This window comes from Oerskovia rustica (genome assembly GCF_014836555.1).
In the GTDB taxonomy this organism is placed as follows: Bacteria; Actinomycetota; Actinomycetes; order Actinomycetales; family Cellulomonadaceae; genus Oerskovia; species Oerskovia rustica.
The window spans coordinates 138,581-155,706 of sequence record NZ_JACSQQ010000002.1 but is presented as its reverse complement, the minus strand read 5'-3'; the positions used below and the strand labels follow the sequence as shown (position 1 = coordinate 155,706).

Annotated in this window: 18 protein-coding genes; 16 read left to right on the top strand and 2 right to left on the bottom strand. The window is 72.1% G+C overall.

The genetic code is table 11. The features are described from left to right. Positions 1 to 76: 76 nt before the first annotated feature. Positions 77 to 538 (bottom strand): succinate dehydrogenase, hydrophobic membrane anchor protein, encoded by a 462-nt coding sequence (gene sdhD / locus H9652_RS01905; protein ID WP_191794396.1) that lies wholly within the window; start codon positions 536 to 538, stop codon positions 77 to 79. After that, entirely contained in the window at positions 538 to 921 is a 384-nt protein-coding gene (sdhC, locus tag H9652_RS01900) for a succinate dehydrogenase, cytochrome b556 subunit (protein ID WP_082608862.1), read from the bottom strand. The genes sdhD and sdhC overlap by 1 nt, the downstream gene beginning before the upstream one ends. A gap of 335 nt (positions 922 to 1,256) precedes the next feature. Between sdhC and H9652_RS01895 the strand changes: the two genes are divergently transcribed. The 16 genes from H9652_RS01895 to H9652_RS01820 all read left to right on the top strand — a co-directional run bounded on the left by H9652_RS01895 (position 1,257) and on the right by H9652_RS01820 (position 17,065). Next, entirely contained in the window at positions 1,257 to 2,432 is a 1,176-nt protein-coding gene (locus tag H9652_RS01895) for a mannose-1-phosphate guanylyltransferase (protein WP_191794395.1), read from the top strand. 242 nt (positions 2,433 to 2,674) lie between these two features. Next, the gene (locus H9652_RS01890; RefSeq protein ID WP_191794449.1) at positions 2,675 to 3,868 is read left to right on the top strand and encodes an amidohydrolase; all 1,194 of its coding nucleotides are present in this window, start codon (positions 2,675 to 2,677) and stop codon (positions 3,866 to 3,868) included. A gap of 269 nt (positions 3,869 to 4,137) precedes the next feature. Continuing rightward, the gene (locus H9652_RS01885; protein WP_371415824.1) at positions 4,138 to 5,229 is read left to right on the top strand and encodes a BMP family lipoprotein; all 1,092 of its coding nucleotides are present in this window, start codon (positions 4,138 to 4,140) and stop codon (positions 5,227 to 5,229) included. Between the two features lie 111 nt (positions 5,230 to 5,340). Next, a complete protein-coding gene (locus H9652_RS01880) occupies positions 5,341 to 6,894 on the top strand; it encodes an ABC transporter ATP-binding protein (protein ID WP_191794394.1) in 1,554 nt (517 codons plus the stop codon). Further along, a complete protein-coding gene (locus H9652_RS01875; RefSeq protein WP_191794393.1) occupies positions 6,891 to 8,159 on the top strand; it encodes an ABC transporter permease in 1,269 nt (422 codons plus the stop codon). The genes H9652_RS01880 and H9652_RS01875 overlap by 4 nt, the downstream gene beginning before the upstream one ends. Continuing rightward, entirely contained in the window at positions 8,156 to 9,433 is a 1,278-nt protein-coding gene (locus H9652_RS01870; protein WP_191794392.1) for an ABC transporter permease, read from the top strand. Before H9652_RS01875 ends, H9652_RS01870 begins: the two co-directional genes overlap by 4 nt. Before the next feature lie 4 nt (positions 9,434 to 9,437). Next, positions 9,438 to 9,869, top strand: a complete 432-nt coding sequence (locus tag H9652_RS01865) for a cytidine deaminase (protein WP_318243942.1) — start codon at positions 9,438 to 9,440, stop codon at positions 9,867 to 9,869. Further along, positions 9,866 to 11,212 (top strand): thymidine phosphorylase, encoded by a 1,347-nt coding sequence (locus tag H9652_RS01860; protein ID WP_191794391.1) that lies wholly within the window; start codon positions 9,866 to 9,868, stop codon positions 11,210 to 11,212. The genes H9652_RS01865 and H9652_RS01860 overlap by 4 nt, the downstream gene beginning before the upstream one ends. A gap of 1 nt (position 11,213) precedes the next feature. Next, complete coding sequence (locus H9652_RS01855) at positions 11,214 to 11,651, top strand: YidH family protein (RefSeq protein WP_191794390.1); 438 nt, start codon at positions 11,214 to 11,216, stop codon at positions 11,649 to 11,651. After that, positions 11,648 to 11,962 (top strand): DUF202 domain-containing protein, encoded by a 315-nt coding sequence (locus tag H9652_RS01850; RefSeq protein ID WP_191794389.1) that lies wholly within the window; start codon positions 11,648 to 11,650, stop codon positions 11,960 to 11,962. The genes H9652_RS01855 and H9652_RS01850 overlap by 4 nt, the downstream gene beginning before the upstream one ends. A 43-nt stretch (positions 11,963 to 12,005) precedes the next feature. Next, positions 12,006 to 13,070, top strand: a complete 1,065-nt coding sequence (locus H9652_RS01845) for a hypothetical protein (RefSeq protein WP_191794388.1) — start codon at positions 12,006 to 12,008, stop codon at positions 13,068 to 13,070. A gap of 28 nt (positions 13,071 to 13,098) precedes the next feature. Then, positions 13,099 to 13,347, top strand: coding sequence for a hypothetical protein (locus H9652_RS01840; protein WP_191794387.1), 249 nt, complete (start codon positions 13,099 to 13,101; stop codon positions 13,345 to 13,347). Positions 13,348 to 13,447: 100 nt separating this feature from the next. Next, positions 13,448 to 14,563 carry an adenosine deaminase gene (locus tag H9652_RS01835; RefSeq protein ID WP_191794386.1) on the top strand — a complete coding sequence of 372 codons (1,116 nt, stop codon included), beginning with the start codon at positions 13,448 to 13,450 and terminating at the stop codon, positions 14,561 to 14,563. Next, positions 14,560 to 15,267 (top strand): deoxyribose-phosphate aldolase, encoded by a 708-nt coding sequence (gene deoC / locus H9652_RS01830; protein WP_191794385.1) that lies wholly within the window; start codon positions 14,560 to 14,562, stop codon positions 15,265 to 15,267. The genes H9652_RS01835 and deoC overlap by 4 nt, the downstream gene beginning before the upstream one ends. A gap of 116 nt (positions 15,268 to 15,383) precedes the next feature. Further along, positions 15,384 to 16,196: a siderophore-interacting protein gene (locus H9652_RS01825; RefSeq protein WP_191794384.1), complete on the top strand. Its 813-nt coding sequence runs from the start codon at positions 15,384 to 15,386 to the stop codon at positions 16,194 to 16,196. A 242-nt stretch (positions 16,197 to 16,438) separates the two neighbouring features. After that, positions 16,439 to 17,065: a DUF4352 domain-containing protein gene (locus tag H9652_RS01820; RefSeq protein WP_191794383.1), complete on the top strand. Its 627-nt coding sequence runs from the start codon at positions 16,439 to 16,441 to the stop codon at positions 17,063 to 17,065. The last annotated feature ends 61 nt before the right edge of the window (positions 17,066 to 17,126 follow it).

Sequence of the window (17,126 nt, the reverse complement as noted above, 5' to 3'; positions counted from 1 at the left end):
GATGCCTCCTGTGACGAGTGGGAAAGGGGACGGGGCTGTCGGTCGGCGGCTGGGGGACCGTCGGCCGGCAGGGCCGTCAGGCGGGGCAGAACGACGGGAGCTGGTAGTCCAGGGCGTTCGGGGGGCACGGGTCGAACGTGAAGACCACGAGCGTGCCGAGCACGGTGACGACCACGAACGCGAGGTACAGCGCGAGCTTGAGCACGAGGCGCGTGCCGTCCCGCTGCGCGTAGTCGTTGATGATCGTGCGCACGCCGTTGGTGCCGTGGATCATCGCGAGCCACAGCATCAGCAGGTCCCAGACCTGCCAGAACGGCGAGGCCCACTTGCCGGCGACGAAGCCGAAGTCGATCGCGTGGACGCCCTCGCCGACCATGAGGTTCACGAAGAGGTGACCGAAGATCAGGACGATCAGCACGACGCCCGAGGCGCGCATGAAGACCCAGCTGTACAGCTCGTAGTTCGAGCGCGTGGACTTCTGGCGCTTGTACGGGTCGCGGGGGGCCGCGAGGGGAGAGCTGGTGCTCGTGGTGCTCATCAGTGCCCACCTCCGAAGACGTTCATGAGGTGGCGCGGCAGGAAGCCCGCCATCGTCACCGCGAACAGGCCGACGACGACCCAGAGCATGGTGCGCTGGTACTTGGGCCCCTTGGCCCAGAAGTCGACGAGGATGATCCGGACACCGTTGAAGGCGTGGAACACGATGGCGGCCACGAGGCCGGCCTCTCCGAGTCCCATGATCACGGTCTTGTAGGTGCCGATCACGGCGTCGTACGCCTCGGGCGAGACTCGTACAAGCGCTGTGTCCAGCACGTGCACGAGGAGGAAGAAGAAGATGAGCACGCCGGTCACGCGATGCGCGACCCACGACCACATGCCTTCACGGCCGCGGTACAGCGTGCCAGCAGGTGCACTGGGCACTTAGGGGCCTCCTGTGGCGAGTTCAGGGGTGAGATATCGAGCTGGACGACGTCGTCCGCCGGTGGCCGTTCACGACCGCTCCGCGCCGAGGCCCTGGGGAGTCGGTAGGAGCGGCAGATCCACGGCTCGCCGGAGTCCGCCGATATCCGTCTCTGGGGTTCCACCATAGTGATACCGGCATCGTGGTGCGGACCGTGGTGCGTTCCCAGCGGCCTGGTCACCCCTGTTTGTGACCCATTCCACACGGCTCCCGATGACCCGAGGACGCCCCTCCGCGGAGTGTCCTCGGGCGCCCGGTCACGCGTCGGTCACGCGTCGGTCACTATGCTTCGAGGATGTCGACGCTCCCCGTCCCCGCGCCCAGCCCTGCCTCGTCGCCGGACGGGTCCGCCCCGGCGACCCCGGCGATCCCCGGTTTCTACGCCGTGATCCCCGCGGGAGGCGCCGGGACGCGGCTGTGGCCGCTCTCGCGCCGCGGCAACCCCAAGTTCCTGCTCGACCTGACGGGGGCCGGACGGTCGCTGCTGCAGGCCACGGTCGACCGGCTCGCGCCCCTCGCCGGCCAGGACGGCATCGTCCTGGTGACCGGTCGCCAGCACGTCGCCTCGGCGCGCACCCAGCTCCCGGGCCTGCGCGACGACGCCTTGCTCGCCGAGCCCTCGCCCCGCGACTCGATGGCGGCGATCGGGCTCGCCGCCGCGGTACTCCAGCACCGCCACGGCGACGTGGTGATCGGCTCGTTCGCGGCGGACCAGGTCATCACCGGTCAGGCGGCGTTCGAGCAGGCGGTCCGGGAGGGCGTCGAGGCTGCCCGGGCGGGCTACGTCGTCACGGTCGGGATCGCGGCGTCGCGGCCGTCGACGGCCTTCGGCTACGTCCGGAGCGGCGCCTCCCTGGATCTTGCCGGTGCCCCCACGGCGCTGCACGCGCAGGGGTTCACGGAGAAGCCGGACGCGGTGACGGCCCAGCGCTACGTACGGTCGGGGGAGTACCGCTGGAACGCGGGCATGTTCATCACTCGCACCTCGGTGCTGCTCGGGCATCTCGCGGACCAGCGCCCCGAGCTGTACGAGGGTCTGCGCACCGTGGCTGCGGCATGGGACTCCCCGGACCGGGACCGCGTCCTGGCGGAGGTCTGGCCCGGGCTGGAGAAGATCGCGATCGACCATGCCGTCGCCGAGCCGGTCGCGGCCGTGGGCGGGGTCGCGGTCGTCCCGGGGAACTTCGGGTGGGACGACATCGGCGACTTCAACTCGCTGGCCGCGCTGCTGCCCTCGGCCGACGAGTCGGGCTCCAAGGTGCTCGGCGACACGGACCGGGTCGTGCGCCGCGAGAGCGCGGGGTCGGTCGTCGTCCCGGCGAGCGACCGGGTCGTCACGATCCTCGGGCTCGACGACGTCGTGGTCGTCGACACTCCCGACGCGCTCCTGGTCACCACGCGTGCCCGCGCGCAGCAGGTCAAGGCCATGGTCGACCTCGTGCGCGAGCGCGGCCTGGACGAGCTCCTCTAGCGCGACGCGCAGGGGCGCCGCGGACGCTCGTGGGCGCGGGACGCCGTCGGGCAGGGGAGGCCACGGCCCGACGCCGCCGCCTGCCTTCGCCGTGCCCGTGCCGTCCCGGTGCGTGGCACGGTCGCCCGCGCCGACGGGGCCGGGGATAGTCTCGGCTGGTGAGCAGTCCTGAGGAGAGCACCGAGAACAGCACCCCGTCGGACCGTGCCCGGACGGGTGCCCGGCCCGCGTCGACGCACCTCCTGGCGCGCACGGCGACCGGGGACGCGGTCGTCGACCTGGCCTCGACCTTCGAGGACGAGCTCGTCGCGATCCGTCGCGACATCCACGCGCACCCCGAGGTCTCGCGCACCGAGACCCGTACCACGGCCCTGATCGCCGACCGGCTGCGCGCGGCGGGGCTCGAGCCCCGGCTCCTGCCGGGCACCGGGCTCGTGTGCGACATCGGCGGCTCGGACGGGCCGGACGGTGCCGTGCTCGGGCGGGTCGCGCTGCGCGCCGACATCGACGCGCTCCCGGTCCAGGACCGGTGCGAGCTCCCGTGGGCCTCGACCACCCCCGGTGTCGCGCACGCGTGCGGGCACGACGTGCACGCCACGGTCGTGCTGGGGGCGGGCCTGGTCCTGGCCGCGCTCGCCGAGCGAGGCGAGCTGTCCCGTCCGGTCCGGCTGGTCTTCCAGCCCGCGGAGGAAGTCCAGCCCGGCGGCTCGCTCGACGTGATCGCCGCGGGCGGCCTGGACGGGATCGAGGAGATCTACGCGGTCCACTGCGACCCCAAGGTCGACGCCGGGCAGATCGGGACGCGCATCGGTCCCATCACCTCGGCGTCCGACGAGGTCTCCGTGACCATCACCTCGCCCGGCGGGCACACGTCCCGCCCGCACCTGACGGGCGACGTGGTCTACGCGCTCGGACAGGTCATCACGCAGGTCCCCGCAGTGCTGGGCCGCCGCCTCGACCCGCGCTCGGGCGTCAACCTCACGTGGGGCGCGGTGCACGCCGGCTCGGCGCACAACGCGATCCCCAGCACCGGGACGGTCCGAGGGACGCTGCGCTGCCTCGACGTGCGGGCCTGGGAGTTCGCGGGGCAGGTCCTGCACGACGCGGTCGAGCAGGTCGTCGCGCCCTACGAGGTCGAGGTGACGGTCAACCACACCCGCGGGGTCCCGCCGGTCGAGAACGCGGAGGAGTGCACGGCCTCGCTCGAGGCCGCGGCGCGCGACGTGCTGGGGCCTGCGTCGGTGCTCCTCACGGAGCAGTCGCTCGGCGGCGAGGACTTCGCCTGGTACCTGACCAAGGTTCCCGGTGCGATGGCCCGGCTGGGCACCCGGACGCCGGGCGGGCGGTCGTACGACATCCACCAGGGGGACCTGCGGGTCGACGAGGCGGCGATCGGCGCGGGGGTGCGTCTGCTCGCGCGCGTCGCGCTGGGCTGAGCGGTCGGCACGTCGGTCGACGCTCGAAACGTTGCCCTGTGCAACCAAGTGTCCGACCGCTGGAACGCGAACGGTCACGGCTGAGACGTCAGATGACGCTTCCATAACGAAGCGTCCGCGTTACCCGCAAGTAACGTCCGACGTCCCTCGACGTGGCTAGTGTTCGATCAATACAGGCCGACGGACCCCGTGACCTACCCGTGCAACGACGCGCGGGCAGGTCTCGGTTTTCTCCCGGGGGCCATCGACGAGATCGAACGGAGCTCATGGTGAAGAGAGCAACGCAGATGACAGCGCTCGCGGCCGTCGCCGCGCTGGCGCTGGCTGCATGTGGGAGCGCACCCGAAGAGGGCGGCGCCACGGGCACGGCCGGGGGCTCGGAGTCGAGCTTCAAGGCGTGCATGGTGTCCGACGCGGGCGGCTTCGACGACAAGTCCTTCAACGAGTCGGGCTACAACGGCCTCATGGCTGCCGAGAAGAACCTGGGCATCCAGACCGCCACGGCCGAGTCGAAGGAGGAGTCGAACTTCGCTCCGAACATCGACAACCTGGTCTCCGAGAACTGCAACGTCATCGTGACGGTCGGCTTCCTCCTCGCGACGGCCACGGGCGACGCCGCCCAGGCCAACCCGGACGTCGACTTCGCGATCGTCGACTCGACGGCACAAGACGCTGACGGCAACACGATCGAGCTCGACAACGTCAAGCCGATCAGCTTCGACACCGCCCAGGCCTCGTTCCTCGCGGGCTACCTCGCCGCGGGCATGAGCAAGACCGGCACGGTCGCGACGTACGGCGGTCTGCAGATCCCGTCCGTGACGATCTTCATGGACGGCTTCGTCGACGGCGTCGCGAACTACAACGAGACGCACGGCACCGACGTCAAGACGCTCGGCTGGAACAAGGACAGCCAGAACGGCTCGTTCGCGGGCGGCTTCGAGGACCAGTCCCAGGGCCAGCAGCTGACCCAGACCTTCATCGACCAGGGCGCGGACATCATCATGCCCGTCGCCGGTCCGGTCGGCGTCGGCACGCTCGCCGCCGCCAAGGACGCGACCGACGTGTCGGTCATCTGGGTCGACGCGGACGGCTTCGAGACCAACCCCGACAGCGGCGACCTGATCCTGACCTCCGTGCTCAAGGAGATCGGCGCGGGCGTCGAGGACGTCATCACGGCAGCCTCCGAGGACGAGTTCTCGAACGAACCCTACGTGGGCACGCTCGAGAACGGCGGCGTGGACATCGCGCCGTACCACGACTTCGACTCGAAGGTTCCTCAGGAGCTCAAGGACGAGATCGACCAGCTCCGCAAGGACATCATCGACGGCACGATCGTCGTGGAGTCCCCGAGCTCGCCGTGACCTGACGCAGTACATCGTGGCCGAGCCGGCCCGGCACCTCGCCGGGCCGGCTCGACCAGTCTTGGGCTAACGTCGCAGGCAAGGCTGCCTGTGCATCGAAGGAGACCGTACGTGAAGCTGGAGCTCCGCGGAATCACCAAGTCGTTCGGACCGCTCGTCGCCAACGACCACATCGACCTCGTCATCGAACCGGGGCAGATCCACGCCCTGCTCGGGGAGAACGGCGCGGGCAAGAGCACGCTGATGAACGTGCTGTTCGGCCTCTACCAGGCCGACTCGGGCGAGATCCTGCTCGACGACGTCGAGCGCGCCTTCCGAGGCCCGGGAGATGCCCTGGCGGCCGGGATCGGCATGGTGCACCAGCACTTCATGCTCGTCCCCGTCTTCACCGTCGCCGAGAACGTCATGCTGGGCCACGAGGACACCAAGGCCGGGGGCTTCCTGGACCTGGAGGCCGCCCGCAAGCGCGTGCGCGAGCTGTCTGCGCGGTTCGGGTTCGGGCTCGACCCGGACGCCGTCGTCGAGGACCTCCCCGTCGGCGTGCAGCAGCGCGTCGAGATCGTCAAGGCTCTCGCTCGCGAGGCGAAGGTCCTCATCCTCGACGAGCCCACCGCGGTGCTCACGCCGCAGGAGACCGACGAGCTGATCGAGATCATGCGACAGCTCCGCGAGTCCGGCACCTCGATCGTGTTCATCACGCACAAGCTGCGCGAGGTCAAGGCCGTCGCCGACGTCATCACGGTCATCCGTCGCGGTGCGGTCGTCGGCAACGCCGAGCCGACCGCCTCCGAGAGCGAGCTCGCCTCCCTCATGGTGGGACGCGCGGTCTCCCTCGGTCTCGACAAGGCCCCGCCGCAGCGCGGCGAGGAGACGTTCGTCGTCACCGACCTCACGGTCCTGGCCCCGAACGGCCAGGCGGTCGTGGACCGCGTGTCGTTCTCCGTCGCGCAGGGCGAGATCCTCGCCGTCGCGGGCGTTCAGGGCAACGGGCAGACCGAGCTCACCGAGGCCATCCTCGGGCTCCTGCCCTCCGCGGAGGGGTCGATCTCCCTGCACGGGCAGGAGCTCCGGGGCCTGACGCCCGACGCCGCGCTCGAGGCCGGGATCGGCTTCGTCCCCGAGGACCGCAAGGTCGACGGGCTCGTGCTCGACTTCTCGGTCGCCGAGAACCTCGTGCTCGACCTCTACGACAAGCCGCCCTACGCCAAGGGCATCGGCCTCGACCTGGGGGCGATCCGCCGCAACGCCGAGCAGCGCATCGCGGAGTTCGACATCCGTACCCAGGGTCCCGGCCAGGAGGTCGGCCGGCTCTCGGGCGGCAACCAGCAGAAGGTCGTGCTGGCGCGTGAGCTCTCGAGGCCGCTCAAGCTCTTCATCGCGAGCCAGCCGACGCGCGGCGTCGACGTGGGCTCGATCGAGTTCCTGCACCGGCGCATCGTGCAGGAGCGCGACAACGGCACGCCCGTGATCATCGTGTCGACCGAGCTCGACGAGGTCGTCGAGCTCGCCGACCGCATCGCCGTGATGTACCGGGGAGGGATCGTCGGCGTGGTGCCGCCGACGACGTCGCGCGAGGTGCTCGGCCTCATGATGGCCGGGGTCCCCCACGACGAGGCCATCGCACAGGTGCACGACCAGACCGACACGACGGGAGCAACCCAGTGACCGACCAGCAGCCCGCCCCGCCACCGACGGGAGAGCCGGCGCCCGAGCCGGCCGGCGCGGCGAAGCCCCACCCCGAGGGCGCCGAGTCCGCTCGCTGGGCCGCGACCTTCCGTGAGATCACGACCGGCCCGTTCGGAGTGACCGTCCTGGCGTTCGTCCTGGCGCTGGTCATCGGCGGGCTCCTGATCATCGTCACCGACCCCGACGTGACCGCCGCGGCGAGCTACCTCTTCGCCAAGCCCGCCGACTTCTTCGGTGCGGCCTGGACCGCCGTGAGCGAGGCCTACGCGGCCATGTTCCGCGGAGCGGTGTACAACTACGACGCCCCGACGTTCGCGCGCGGCATCCGCTCCCTCACGGAGACCATGACGGTCTCGACCCCGCTCATCATCGCCGCGCTCGGCGTGGCCGTCGGCTTCCGCGCCGGCATGTTCAACATCGGTGCTCAGGGCCAGGTCATCATGGGGGCCGCGATCGGCGGCTACGTCGGCTTCGCGTGGAACCTCCCGCCGGTGCTGCACCTCCTGCTCGCCCTGCTGGGCGGCATCCTCGCCGGTGGCTTCTGGGCCGGCATCGCAGGCTTCCTCAAGGCGCGCACGGGTGCGCACGAGGTGATCGTGACGATCATGCTGAACTACGTCGCGCTCTACCTCGTGGCATGGTTCCTCACGACGAGCGCCTTCACCCGGCCCGGGTCGAACCAGCCCAAGAGCCCCGGGGTCAAGGACACCGCCCAGCTCCCGCTGCTCCTCGGTGACCAGTTCCGCCTCAACGCGGGCTTCCTGGTCGCGATCCTTGCCGCGGTCTTCGTGTGGTGGCTCATGACGCGCTCGACCTGGGGCTTCCGCTTCCGGGCCGTGGGCTCGAACCAGCAGGCCGCCCGGACCGCGGGCATGGGCGTCGCGTCGTCCTTCGTCCTCGTCATGGTCGTCTCCGGTGCCCTCGCCGGGCTCGCAGGTGCCGTGCAGATCCTCGGCACCGAGAAGGCGCTCACGGGCGGCATCGCGGGCTCGATCGGGTTCGACGCGATCACCGTCGCCCTCCTGGGGCGTTCCAAGCCGCTGGGCATCTTCTTCGCCGGCCTGCTGTACGCCGGGCTCAACGTCGGCGGGCGCGCGATGGAGGCCTCGACCGGGACCTCGATCAACATCGTCCTGGTCATCCAGTCGCTCGTCGTCCTCTTCATCGCGGCGCCGCCGCTCGTGCGGGCGATCTTCCGCCTGCCCGCCCCGAACCCCGTCGTCATGAAGGGAGTCAGCGCATGACCGCCATGGCTGCACCTGCTACCCAGGTCGCTACCGTCACCGCGGCCCGCAGCTGGAAGCTCCCCATCACCCTGGGCGTCTTCGGGCTCCTCTCGTTCGTCCTGTTCGGTCTCCTCGGACCGGCGGGGTCGGTCACGACGTTCGGCATCTCGACCGGGGCTGACCTGCTCCAGTTCGACCCGGTCGCGGTCCCGACCAGGGCGACCGCGATCGTGCTCTCGGTCCTGTGCCTCCTGCTCGCGGGCTACGCGTACGTCCGGGTCCGCGCGGACCAGCCGGTCGGCCGGTGGGTGCTCGCCGTCTTCGGTGTCCTGTGGGTCCTGACGTTCCTCGTGTGGGCCGTCGCGGACAAGAGCACGTCGATCGTGAGCCTCCTCCAGGGGTCGCTGCTCCTCGCTGTCCCGCTCGCGTTCGGCGCCCTCGGCGGCCTGCTCAACGAGCGGGCCGGCGTGGTCAACATCGCGATCGAGGGTCAGCTCCTGACGGGGGCCTTCGGCGCCGCGGTGCTCGCCTCGGTCGTGGGCAACGCCTACATCGGGCTGATCGCCGCCCCGATCGCGGGTCTGCTCATCGGTGCGATGCTCGCGCTGTTCACGGTCAAGTACCACGTGAACCAGATCATCGTCGGTGTGGTGCTCAACGTGTTCGCCGTGGGCCTGACGAGCTTCCTGTTCAGCTCGGTGCTCAAGAACGACGCGGCCACGCTCAACACCCCGCCGCGCCTGCCGACCCTCCCGATCCCCCTGCTGTCGGAGATCCCGATCATCGGACCGGTGCTGTTCCGCCAGTCGATCATCGTCTACCTGCTCTACGTCGCGGTCATCGTGATCAGCATCGCGCTGTTCCGTACCAAGTGGGGTCTGCGTGTCCGCTCGGTGGGCGAGTACCCGCAGGCGGCCGACACGGTCGGCATCGACGTCAACCGCACGCGGTGGCGCAACGTCCTGCTCGGGTCCATGGTCGCGGGGCTCGGTGGCGCGTTCTTCACGATCGGCTCCGTGGGGGCGTTCGGCCAGGAGATGACGGCCGGCAAGGGGTACATCGCGCTCGCCGCCATGATCCTGGGTCGGTGGACCCCGTGGGGTGCGCTCGGCGCCGCGTTGCTCTTCGGCTTCGCCGACAAGCTCCAGCAGGTGCTCGGCGTCCTCGAGACGCCGATCCCCAACCAGTTCATGCTGATGCTGCCGTACGTCGTCACGATCTTCGCGGTGGCCGGCCTCGTCGGCCGCGTCCGAGGCCCTGCGGCCGCGGGCCAGCCGTACGTGAAGGGGTGACGGCGTGAACGAGAGCGGTGGCACGACCGTCGACGCCGGGGACCGCTTCGACTGGGAGGCCCTGCGCGTGGCCGCGCGGGGCGCCATGGAGAAGGCGTACGCGCCGTACTCGTCCTTCAAGGTCGGGGCGGCGGCGTTCGTCGACGACGGCCGTCTGGTCACGGGCGCGAACATCGAGAACGCGGCGTACGGCGTGACGCTGTGCGCCGAGTGCTCGCTAGTGAGCGACCTGATCGGGAGCGGGGGCGGTCGCCTCGTGGCGTTCGCGTGCGTCGACGGTCACGGCAACACGCTCATGCCGTGCGGGCGGTGCCGCCAGCTCCTGTGGGAGCACGGCGGCCCCGCGCTGCTCGTCGAGACGACCCGTGGCATCAAGCCCATGAGCGAAGTGCTGCCCGACGCTTTCGGGCCCGACGATCTGGTGGAGCGAGCATGAGCACGAAGAGCATCCCGGCAGGCGCCTCGGGCGCGCTGCCCGACAAGGCGACCGAGTCGTTCGACGCGGTCGACGTCATCCGCACCAAGCGGGACAAGGGCCGGCTGTCCGCCGAGCAGATCGACTGGGTCATCGACGCCTACACCCGTGGCGTCGTGGCCGAGGAGCAGATGGCCGCCCTCAACATGGCGATCCTCCTCAACGGCATGGACCGCACGGAGATCGGCCGCTGGACGGCCGCGATGATCGCCTCGGGCGAGCGCATGAACTTCTCGGCGCTCTCCCGGCCCACCGCGGACAAGCACTCGACCGGTGGCGTGGGCGACAAGATCACGCTGCCGCTCGCCCCGCTCGTCGCGGTCTTCGGCGTGGCCGTGCCGCAGCTCTCGGGGCGCGGGCTGGGGCACACGGGCGGCACGCTCGACAAGCTCGAGTCGATCCCGGGCTGGCGTGCGGCGCTGACCAACGAGCAGATGATGCACCAGCTCGAGCACGTGGGTGCGGTCATCTGCCAGGCGGGCTCCGGGCTGGCGCCCGCGGACCGCAAGCTCTACGCGCTGCGCGACGTCACGGCCACGGTCGAGGCGATCCCCCTCATCGCGTCGTCGATCATGAGCAAGAAGATCGCCGAGGGCACGGGCGCCCTGGTCCTGGACGTCAAGGTCGGTTCCGGCGCGTTCATGAAGGATCTCGACCAGGCGCGCGAGCTCGCGCGCACCATGGTGGACCTGGGCACCGACGCGGGTGTGCGCACGGTCGCGCTCCTGACCGACATGTCGACGCCGCTCGGCCTGACGGCGGGCAACGCGCTCGAGGTCCGCGAGACCCTCGAGGTGCTCTCGGGCGGTGGCCCGCGCGACGTCGTGGACCTCACGGTCGCGCTCGCGGTCGAGATGCTCTCCGCCGCCGGCAAGCCCGTCCCGGAGGAGGAGGTCCGGCACGCGCTGTCCAACGGCCGGGCCATGGACAAGTGGCGCGAGATGATCGCGGAGCAGGGCGGCGACGCCCGTGCGCCGCTGCCCGTCGCGCGCGAGAAGGAGCACGTGGTCGCGGACCGCGACGGCGTGCTCTCGCACCTCGACGCGTTCGGCGTCGGGGTCGCGGCCTGGCGCCTGGGTGCGGGTCGTGCCCGCAAGGAGGACCCGGTGCAGGCGGGCGCGGGCATCGAGATCCACGCCAAGCCCGGTGACGTCGTGACCAAGGGCCAGCACCTGCTGACGCTGCACACCGACACCCCCGAGCGTTTCGACCGCGCGGTCGAGGCCCTCGACGGGGCGTGGGGCGTCGCGGACCCGGGCACGGTCGTCGAGACCCCGGCTCTGATCCTCGACCGCCTGAGCTGAGATGACGACGCAGGCGGGGGAGCCCTCGGACGACGCGGCGACGCGTGGCCCGGGGGCGCCCCCGCCCGACGACCGTCGTCCGCGCTCGGTGTACGGCGTGGGCGAGGAGCCCGACATCCGCTTCAGCCTGGCCAACGAGCGCACCGCGCTGGCCTGGGTGCGGACGGGTCTCGGTCTCGTCGCGGGCGGTGTCGCGCTCACGTCGTTCGCGTCGCTCGCGAGCATGTCCGGCTTCGTCGACGTGATCGCGGCGGTCGCGTGCCTCGCGGGGGCGGGCTTCGCGGCCTACGCACTGCTCGCCTGGCGACGCAACGAACGGGCCATGCGCCGCGGAGAGCCGTTGCCCGCGCCGACGGGGCTGCCCGTGCTCGTCGCGGGCGTGCTCGTCCTCGCGCTGCTCGTGGCCGGGTACGCGGTCACCGAGGTCTGGCGGACGTGACCTCCGCGGCGCGCGACCCCGGCCTGCAGCCCGAGCGCACCGCCCTCGCGTGGCAGCGCACGGTCCTCGGCGTCGTGATCGGGTCGGTCCTGCTGGCCGCGGTGAACCTGCGGGTGGGGCAGCCCGTCCTGTCCGTGCTCGCGGGCGCCCTCGCGGTCGCGACCCTGGTGCCCGCCGTCCTGCGGCCTCCGTCGGGCGGCCTGCCGCGCGACGGCCGGCTGCACTCCTGGGGCTTCCTCGTGCGGGTCGCGTCGCTCGTGGGCGTCCTCGGGTTCCTCGGTGCGGCGAGCGCGGTCGTGAGCCTGCTGTGAGGGCGGCTCGTCGTCCGGGGGGAGGGGATGGCAGGCTGTCGGCATGATCCTCGCCGACCTCCAGCTGACCCGGGTCCTGCGTGCGGTGGGAGCGGGGCGGGGGCCGTTGCCGCCCGCGCCGCCGCCGGGCCGCTACGTCGTCCCGGAGCCCGACGGCGCCGCACCCGCCGTCCGTCGGCTCGCCCGTCGCGCAGGTCACTCCGAGCAGGTCGCCGACCGCCTGGTCGACGAGCTCGCGACGCTGCGCCCGTGGGAGCGGGCGCACGTGCTCGACCCGTTGCGCAGGGCCGCGCCCGTCCGGGCGTGGGGGCTGGGATCCCCGGCAGACGGCGCGCCCACGGCAGGACCCGACACACGCTTCGGCGAGCCGCTCGTGCTCGGCAGCGCCCGCGCGGTCCAGGTCGACGGGACGACGTGCGGCTCGGCGGTGCTCGCGGTCCTCGCCGCTGCAGGTGACCCCGTGGTCGGGCTGTGGCTCGTCGCGGGTACCGACGTCTCCCGGGGGGCGAGCGCGCACGTGGTGACCGAGGGGGAGGCCGACGCGACCGCCCGAGAGCTCGAGACGTCGTCGGGCCGGTTCGCCGCGCTCCAGCGCCTCCTCCAGGCGCGCACGACGCGCGCCGCGCTCGGCCCCCTCCCGTGGCCCGCCGGGCTCGGCACGCCGCCGTGGACGGCCGCACGCGACGCCCGCTACGCCGACGTGCGGTACACCCACCGCATCGTGCCGGGCGACGGCGCGCAGGACCGCGTGCTCGCGAGCGCGCTGCGCTCGGCCGCCGCGGGCGTGCCCGTGCCGCTGTACTCGGGCGGGGACCTCGGGACGGGGTGGTCGACGGCCGTGCCGCGCCACGTCGTGCTGCTCGTGGGCGTGAGCCTCCCGCCGGAGTCGCCGAAGGAGACCGCCGCACCGTTCGGCGGTCGGTGGTGCTCGGTGTACGAGCCGTCGACCGGGACGATGCACCGGCTGCGTGTCGCCGACCTCCTCGCCGGGGTCGGCGAGGACGGCGAGCCCGGCAAGGGTGTGCGGCGCGCGCTCGGCGGCTGGTCGCACGTCACCTGGGCGGTCCTGCCTGCGGGACGGGCTGGCGGGTCGCGCCGCGTCGGGTGACGATGGGGAGAGACGAGAGGAGCTCACCATGAGCACGGTCCCCGGTACCGACTCCTGGCGCGACGCCGGCCTGGTCGCACCCGACGACGACGCCCCGAAGAACCTGGTCGAGGAGGAGCTGACGCCCCCGTCCGCGTCCTCCGACGCGGACGCCGCGGAGGACTACAGCCCCCGGACGCCGCGCCCGGACCTCGACGGCGAGGCGGACGAGGCCGACGTCGTCGAGCAGGCGTCCCTCGTGCCGCTCGACGAGGGCGACGACGCGGACGGCGAGTGAGCCGGGCACGAGCCGGGCGTGACGTACCCGTGACGCACCCGTGACCTGGGACCCGCACCGCCGTCGCGTGCGCCCGCCCCGCGCCCGGTAGCGTGAGCCCATGACCTCCACACCCTCCTCCGTGAGCGAGACCGTCGCGGCGATCGCCGCGCTCCCCAAGGTCGTCCTGCACGACCACCTCGACGGTGGGCTACGGCCGCAGACGATCATCGAGCTCGCCGCCGAGATCGGGCACGACCTGCCCGCGACCGACGCCGACGCGCTGGGCGCCTGGTTCGTCGAGTCGGCAGACTCGGGCTCGCTCGTGCGCTACCTCGAGACCTTCGACCACACGATCGCCGTGATGCAGACGCGCGAGGCGCTCGTGCGCGTCGCGCGCGAGTCCGTGCTGGACCTCGCGGCCGACGGCGTCGTGTACGCCGAGCAGCGGTGGGCCCCCGAGCAGCACCTGCGCGCCGGCCTGAGCCTGCAGGACACCGTGGACGCCGTCCAGGCAGGTCTGGAGGAGGGGGTGGCCCTCGCCGCCGCGCAGGGTCGCACGATCCGCGTGGGCCAGCTCGTGACCGCGATGCGGCACGCCGACCGCTGGCAGGAGATCGCCGAGCTCGCCGTGGCCAACCGGAGCAACGGCGTCGTCGGGTTCGACATCGCCGGCGCCGAGGACGGCTTCCCGCCCTCGCGCTTCCCGGGCGTGTGGCAGTACCTCGCGGACCAGAACTTCCCCGTGACGATCCACGCGGGCGAGGCGTCGGGCGTCTCGTCGATCGCCGAGGCCGTCCACCTGGGCCAGGCCTCGCGCGTCGGGCACGGTGTGCGCCTCATCGAGGACATCTCGTTCGACGAGCACCACGGCACCGCGGCCCTGGGCCAGCTCGCCCACTGGGTCCGTGACCACCAGATCCCGCTCGAGCTGTGCCCTGTCTCGAACCTGCAGACCGGTGCGGCGGGGACCTCGATCGCGGCGCACCCCATCACGCGGCTCAAGGAGCTCGACTTCGCGGTCACGCTCAACACGGACAACCGCCTCATGTCGGGCACGTCCATGACCCACGAGATGACGCTGCTCGTCGAGCAGGCCGGCTGGACGCTCGAGGACCTCTACGACGTCACGGCCACGGCCGCGTGGAGCGCCTTCATCCACCACGACGAGCGCCGCGCGCTCATCGACGACGTCATCCTTCCCGGTTACCAGGAGATCCAAGGAGCACAGCTGTGAGCACCCCCGGCACGTCCCCGCTCGACCGCGCGGCCCTCGCGCAGTTCGTCGACCACACCCTGCTCAAGCCCGAGGCGACCCGTGCGGACTTCGAGGCGCTCGTCGACGAGGGTGTCGCGCTCGGCGTCTACTCGGTGTGCGTCTCGCCCTCGGTCCTGCCGCTCGACGGCAAGGGTCTGAAGATCGCGACCGTGTGCGGGTTCCCGTCCGGGACGCACCACAGCGAGGTCAAGGCCGCCGAGGCGGCCCGCTCGATCGCCGACGGCGCGGACGAGGTCGACATGGTCATCGACCTGGGTGCTGCCAAGGCAGGCGACTGGGCGTACGTCCAGTCCGACATCGCGGCCGTCCGGGCCGCGGTCCCGGCCCCCAAGGTCCTCAAGGTCATCATCGAGTCCGCCGCACTCACGGACCACGAGATCGTCGAGGCGTGCCGCGCCTCGGAGGCCGCTGGCGCCGACTTCGTCAAGACCTCCACGGGCTTCCACCCGGCCGGCGGCGCCTCGACGCACGCTGTGTCCATCATGGCCGAGACGGTCGGCGGACGCCTCGGGGTCAAGGCCTCGGGGGGTGTGCGGACGCTCGCCGACGCGCTCGCCATGATCGAGCACGGTGCGACGCGCCTGGGCCTGTCGGGCACCGCCGCGGTGCTCGCGGGTTTCGACGGGGTCGAACCGGCCGAGGGCGGCGCAGGGGGCTACTGACCTCTTCTCACGGACCGAGGGGTGGCCGAGCCTGGACGGGCGGTCACCCCTCGGCGCATCCGGGTTAGGCTTGCCTCACTTCGCCATCGCGGGCGGAGCGCACCCTGGAGGACCGTATGACCGACCCTGCCCCCCGCAAGCCCGAGCGCGTCGCGACCCACGCCGTGGTCGTGCGCACCGAGCGCCTCACACCGCACATGATCCGTGTGGTCCTCGGGGGAGAGGGGCTCGACGGCTTCGACCCCGGTCCGCACACCGACCGCTACGTCAAGCTGCTCTTCCCGGCCGAGGCCGGCCCCGAGGGACGCGTCCCCATGCGCACCTACACGATCCGCTCGTGGGACCCCGTCGCCCGCGAGCTCGCGATCGACTTCGTGGTGCACGGCGACGAGGGCCTCGCGGGCCCCTGGGCAGCCTCCGCCCAGCCCGGTGACGCGATGTCCTTCTTCGGTCCCGGCGGCGAGTACGCGCCGTCGGGTGCCTATGACTGGCACCTGCTCGTGGGCGACGAGAGCGCACTGCCCGCCATCGCGGCAGCCCTCGAGGCGATGCCCGACGGCGCGCCCGTCCTCGCGGTCGTCGAGGTCGCCTCCGCGGCGGAGGAGCAGGCACTCACGTCGCCCGGGGCGCTCGACCTGCGCTGGGTCCACCGTGACGCCCACCCCGACCGCGCGCCCGGCGACGTCCTCGTCGAGTCCGTCGAGGCGCTCGCGTTCCTGCCCGGGCAGCCCCAGGTGTTCCTGCACGGCGATGCCGGGTTCGTGCGTACGCTGCGCCGCCACGTGCGCCTCGACCGGGGCGTGCCCGTCACGGCGCTCTCCGCGTCCGGCTACTGGCGCCGCGGGCGCACCGAGGAGGGCTGGCGCGCCGAGAAGGCCGACTGGAAGGCCGCCGTCGCGCGTGACGAGGAGCCCGCGCTCCAGGCCTGACGGTTCCTCGGGGCCGCGCCGACGGCGGGCGGGTGTGCACGGCGGGCGCGCGCTCAGGGGACGCGCTCGACCGCGGTCGTGAGCGCGCCCGGGCCGGCTGCGGAGTCCCCCCTCCGGGTCCGCGGTCCTGGGCGCGTGTACGACTTTTGGTGCGCAGACCGTAGCCGGTCCGCCGACGCGCCCACCCGGTCCGAGGCGATGAAGTGGTCCCGTACGATCCGGAACCACGAGAGGCCCTCGCCATGCAGAACCAGCCCGACACCGAGCAGCCCTACCTGGGGCAGCCGGAGCCCGCCTCGCGGAAGTCGTCCTTCGACCGGCACAAGGTCCTCACGGTCTTCCTCACGAGCCTCGCGCTGATCGTCGTCGTGTCGGTCGTCGTGCCGACCCTCGGGGGCAGCGACACGCCCGCGGGGACCGCAGATGCGGCGGGCACGGCAGGCACGGGAGACGCCCCCGCCCCCGACGAGACCGTCCCGGGCCTCGGCTCGGCGGTGCGCGACGGGAAGCTCGAGTTCACGGTCACGGCCCTCGAGCCGGGGGTCACGCGCGTGGGCGACGAGATCCTCGGCGCGGACCCCCAGGGGCAGTTCGTCCTGGTGCACGTCTCGGTGACGAACATCGGGGACGCTGCCCAGATGTTCGACGCGAGCGCGCAGAAGATGCTCGACACCCAGGGACGCGAGCACTCGGCCGACCCCACGGCCGGGATCTACCTGGGGGACGCCAACAGCTTCCTCGACGACATCGACCCCGGCAGCTCGACCCAGGGTGTCGTGGTGTTCGACGTCCCGGCCGGCGCGGTGCCGGCGGGCGTCGAGCTGCACGACTCGTTCATGTCGGGCGGTGCGACGGTCACGCTCGGCTGACTGCCGGGGGCCCTGCCGCGCGCACGACGAAGGCCGTCGCCCGCTCCGTGAGGAGCGAGGC

Bases quoted from the DNA above. Each gene is read 5' to 3' on its own strand.
- sdhD (WP_191794396.1), bottom strand. From the start codon at position 538: ATGAGCACCACGAGCACCAGCTCTCCCCTCGCGGCCCCCCGCGACCCG.
- H9652_RS01895 (WP_191794395.1), top strand. From the start codon at position 1,257: ATGTCGACGCTCCCCGTCCCCGCGCCCAGCCCTGCCTCGTCGCCGGAC.
- H9652_RS01870 (WP_191794392.1), top strand. From the start codon at position 8,156: ATGACCGCCATGGCTGCACCTGCTACCCAGGTCGCTACCGTCACCGCG.
- H9652_RS01860 (WP_191794391.1), top strand. From the start codon at position 9,866: ATGAGCACGAAGAGCATCCCGGCAGGCGCCTCGGGCGCGCTGCCCGAC.
- H9652_RS01855 (WP_191794390.1), top strand. From the start codon at position 11,214: ATGACGACGCAGGCGGGGGAGCCCTCGGACGACGCGGCGACGCGTGGC.
- H9652_RS01845 (WP_191794388.1), top strand. From the start codon at position 12,006: ATGATCCTCGCCGACCTCCAGCTGACCCGGGTCCTGCGTGCGGTGGGA.
- H9652_RS01840 (WP_191794387.1), top strand. From the start codon at position 13,099: ATGAGCACGGTCCCCGGTACCGACTCCTGGCGCGACGCCGGCCTGGTC.
- H9652_RS01835 (WP_191794386.1), top strand. From the start codon at position 13,448: ATGACCTCCACACCCTCCTCCGTGAGCGAGACCGTCGCGGCGATCGCC.
- H9652_RS01825 (WP_191794384.1), top strand. From the start codon at position 15,384: ATGACCGACCCTGCCCCCCGCAAGCCCGAGCGCGTCGCGACCCACGCC.
- H9652_RS01820 (WP_191794383.1), top strand. From the start codon at position 16,439: ATGCAGAACCAGCCCGACACCGAGCAGCCCTACCTGGGGCAGCCGGAG.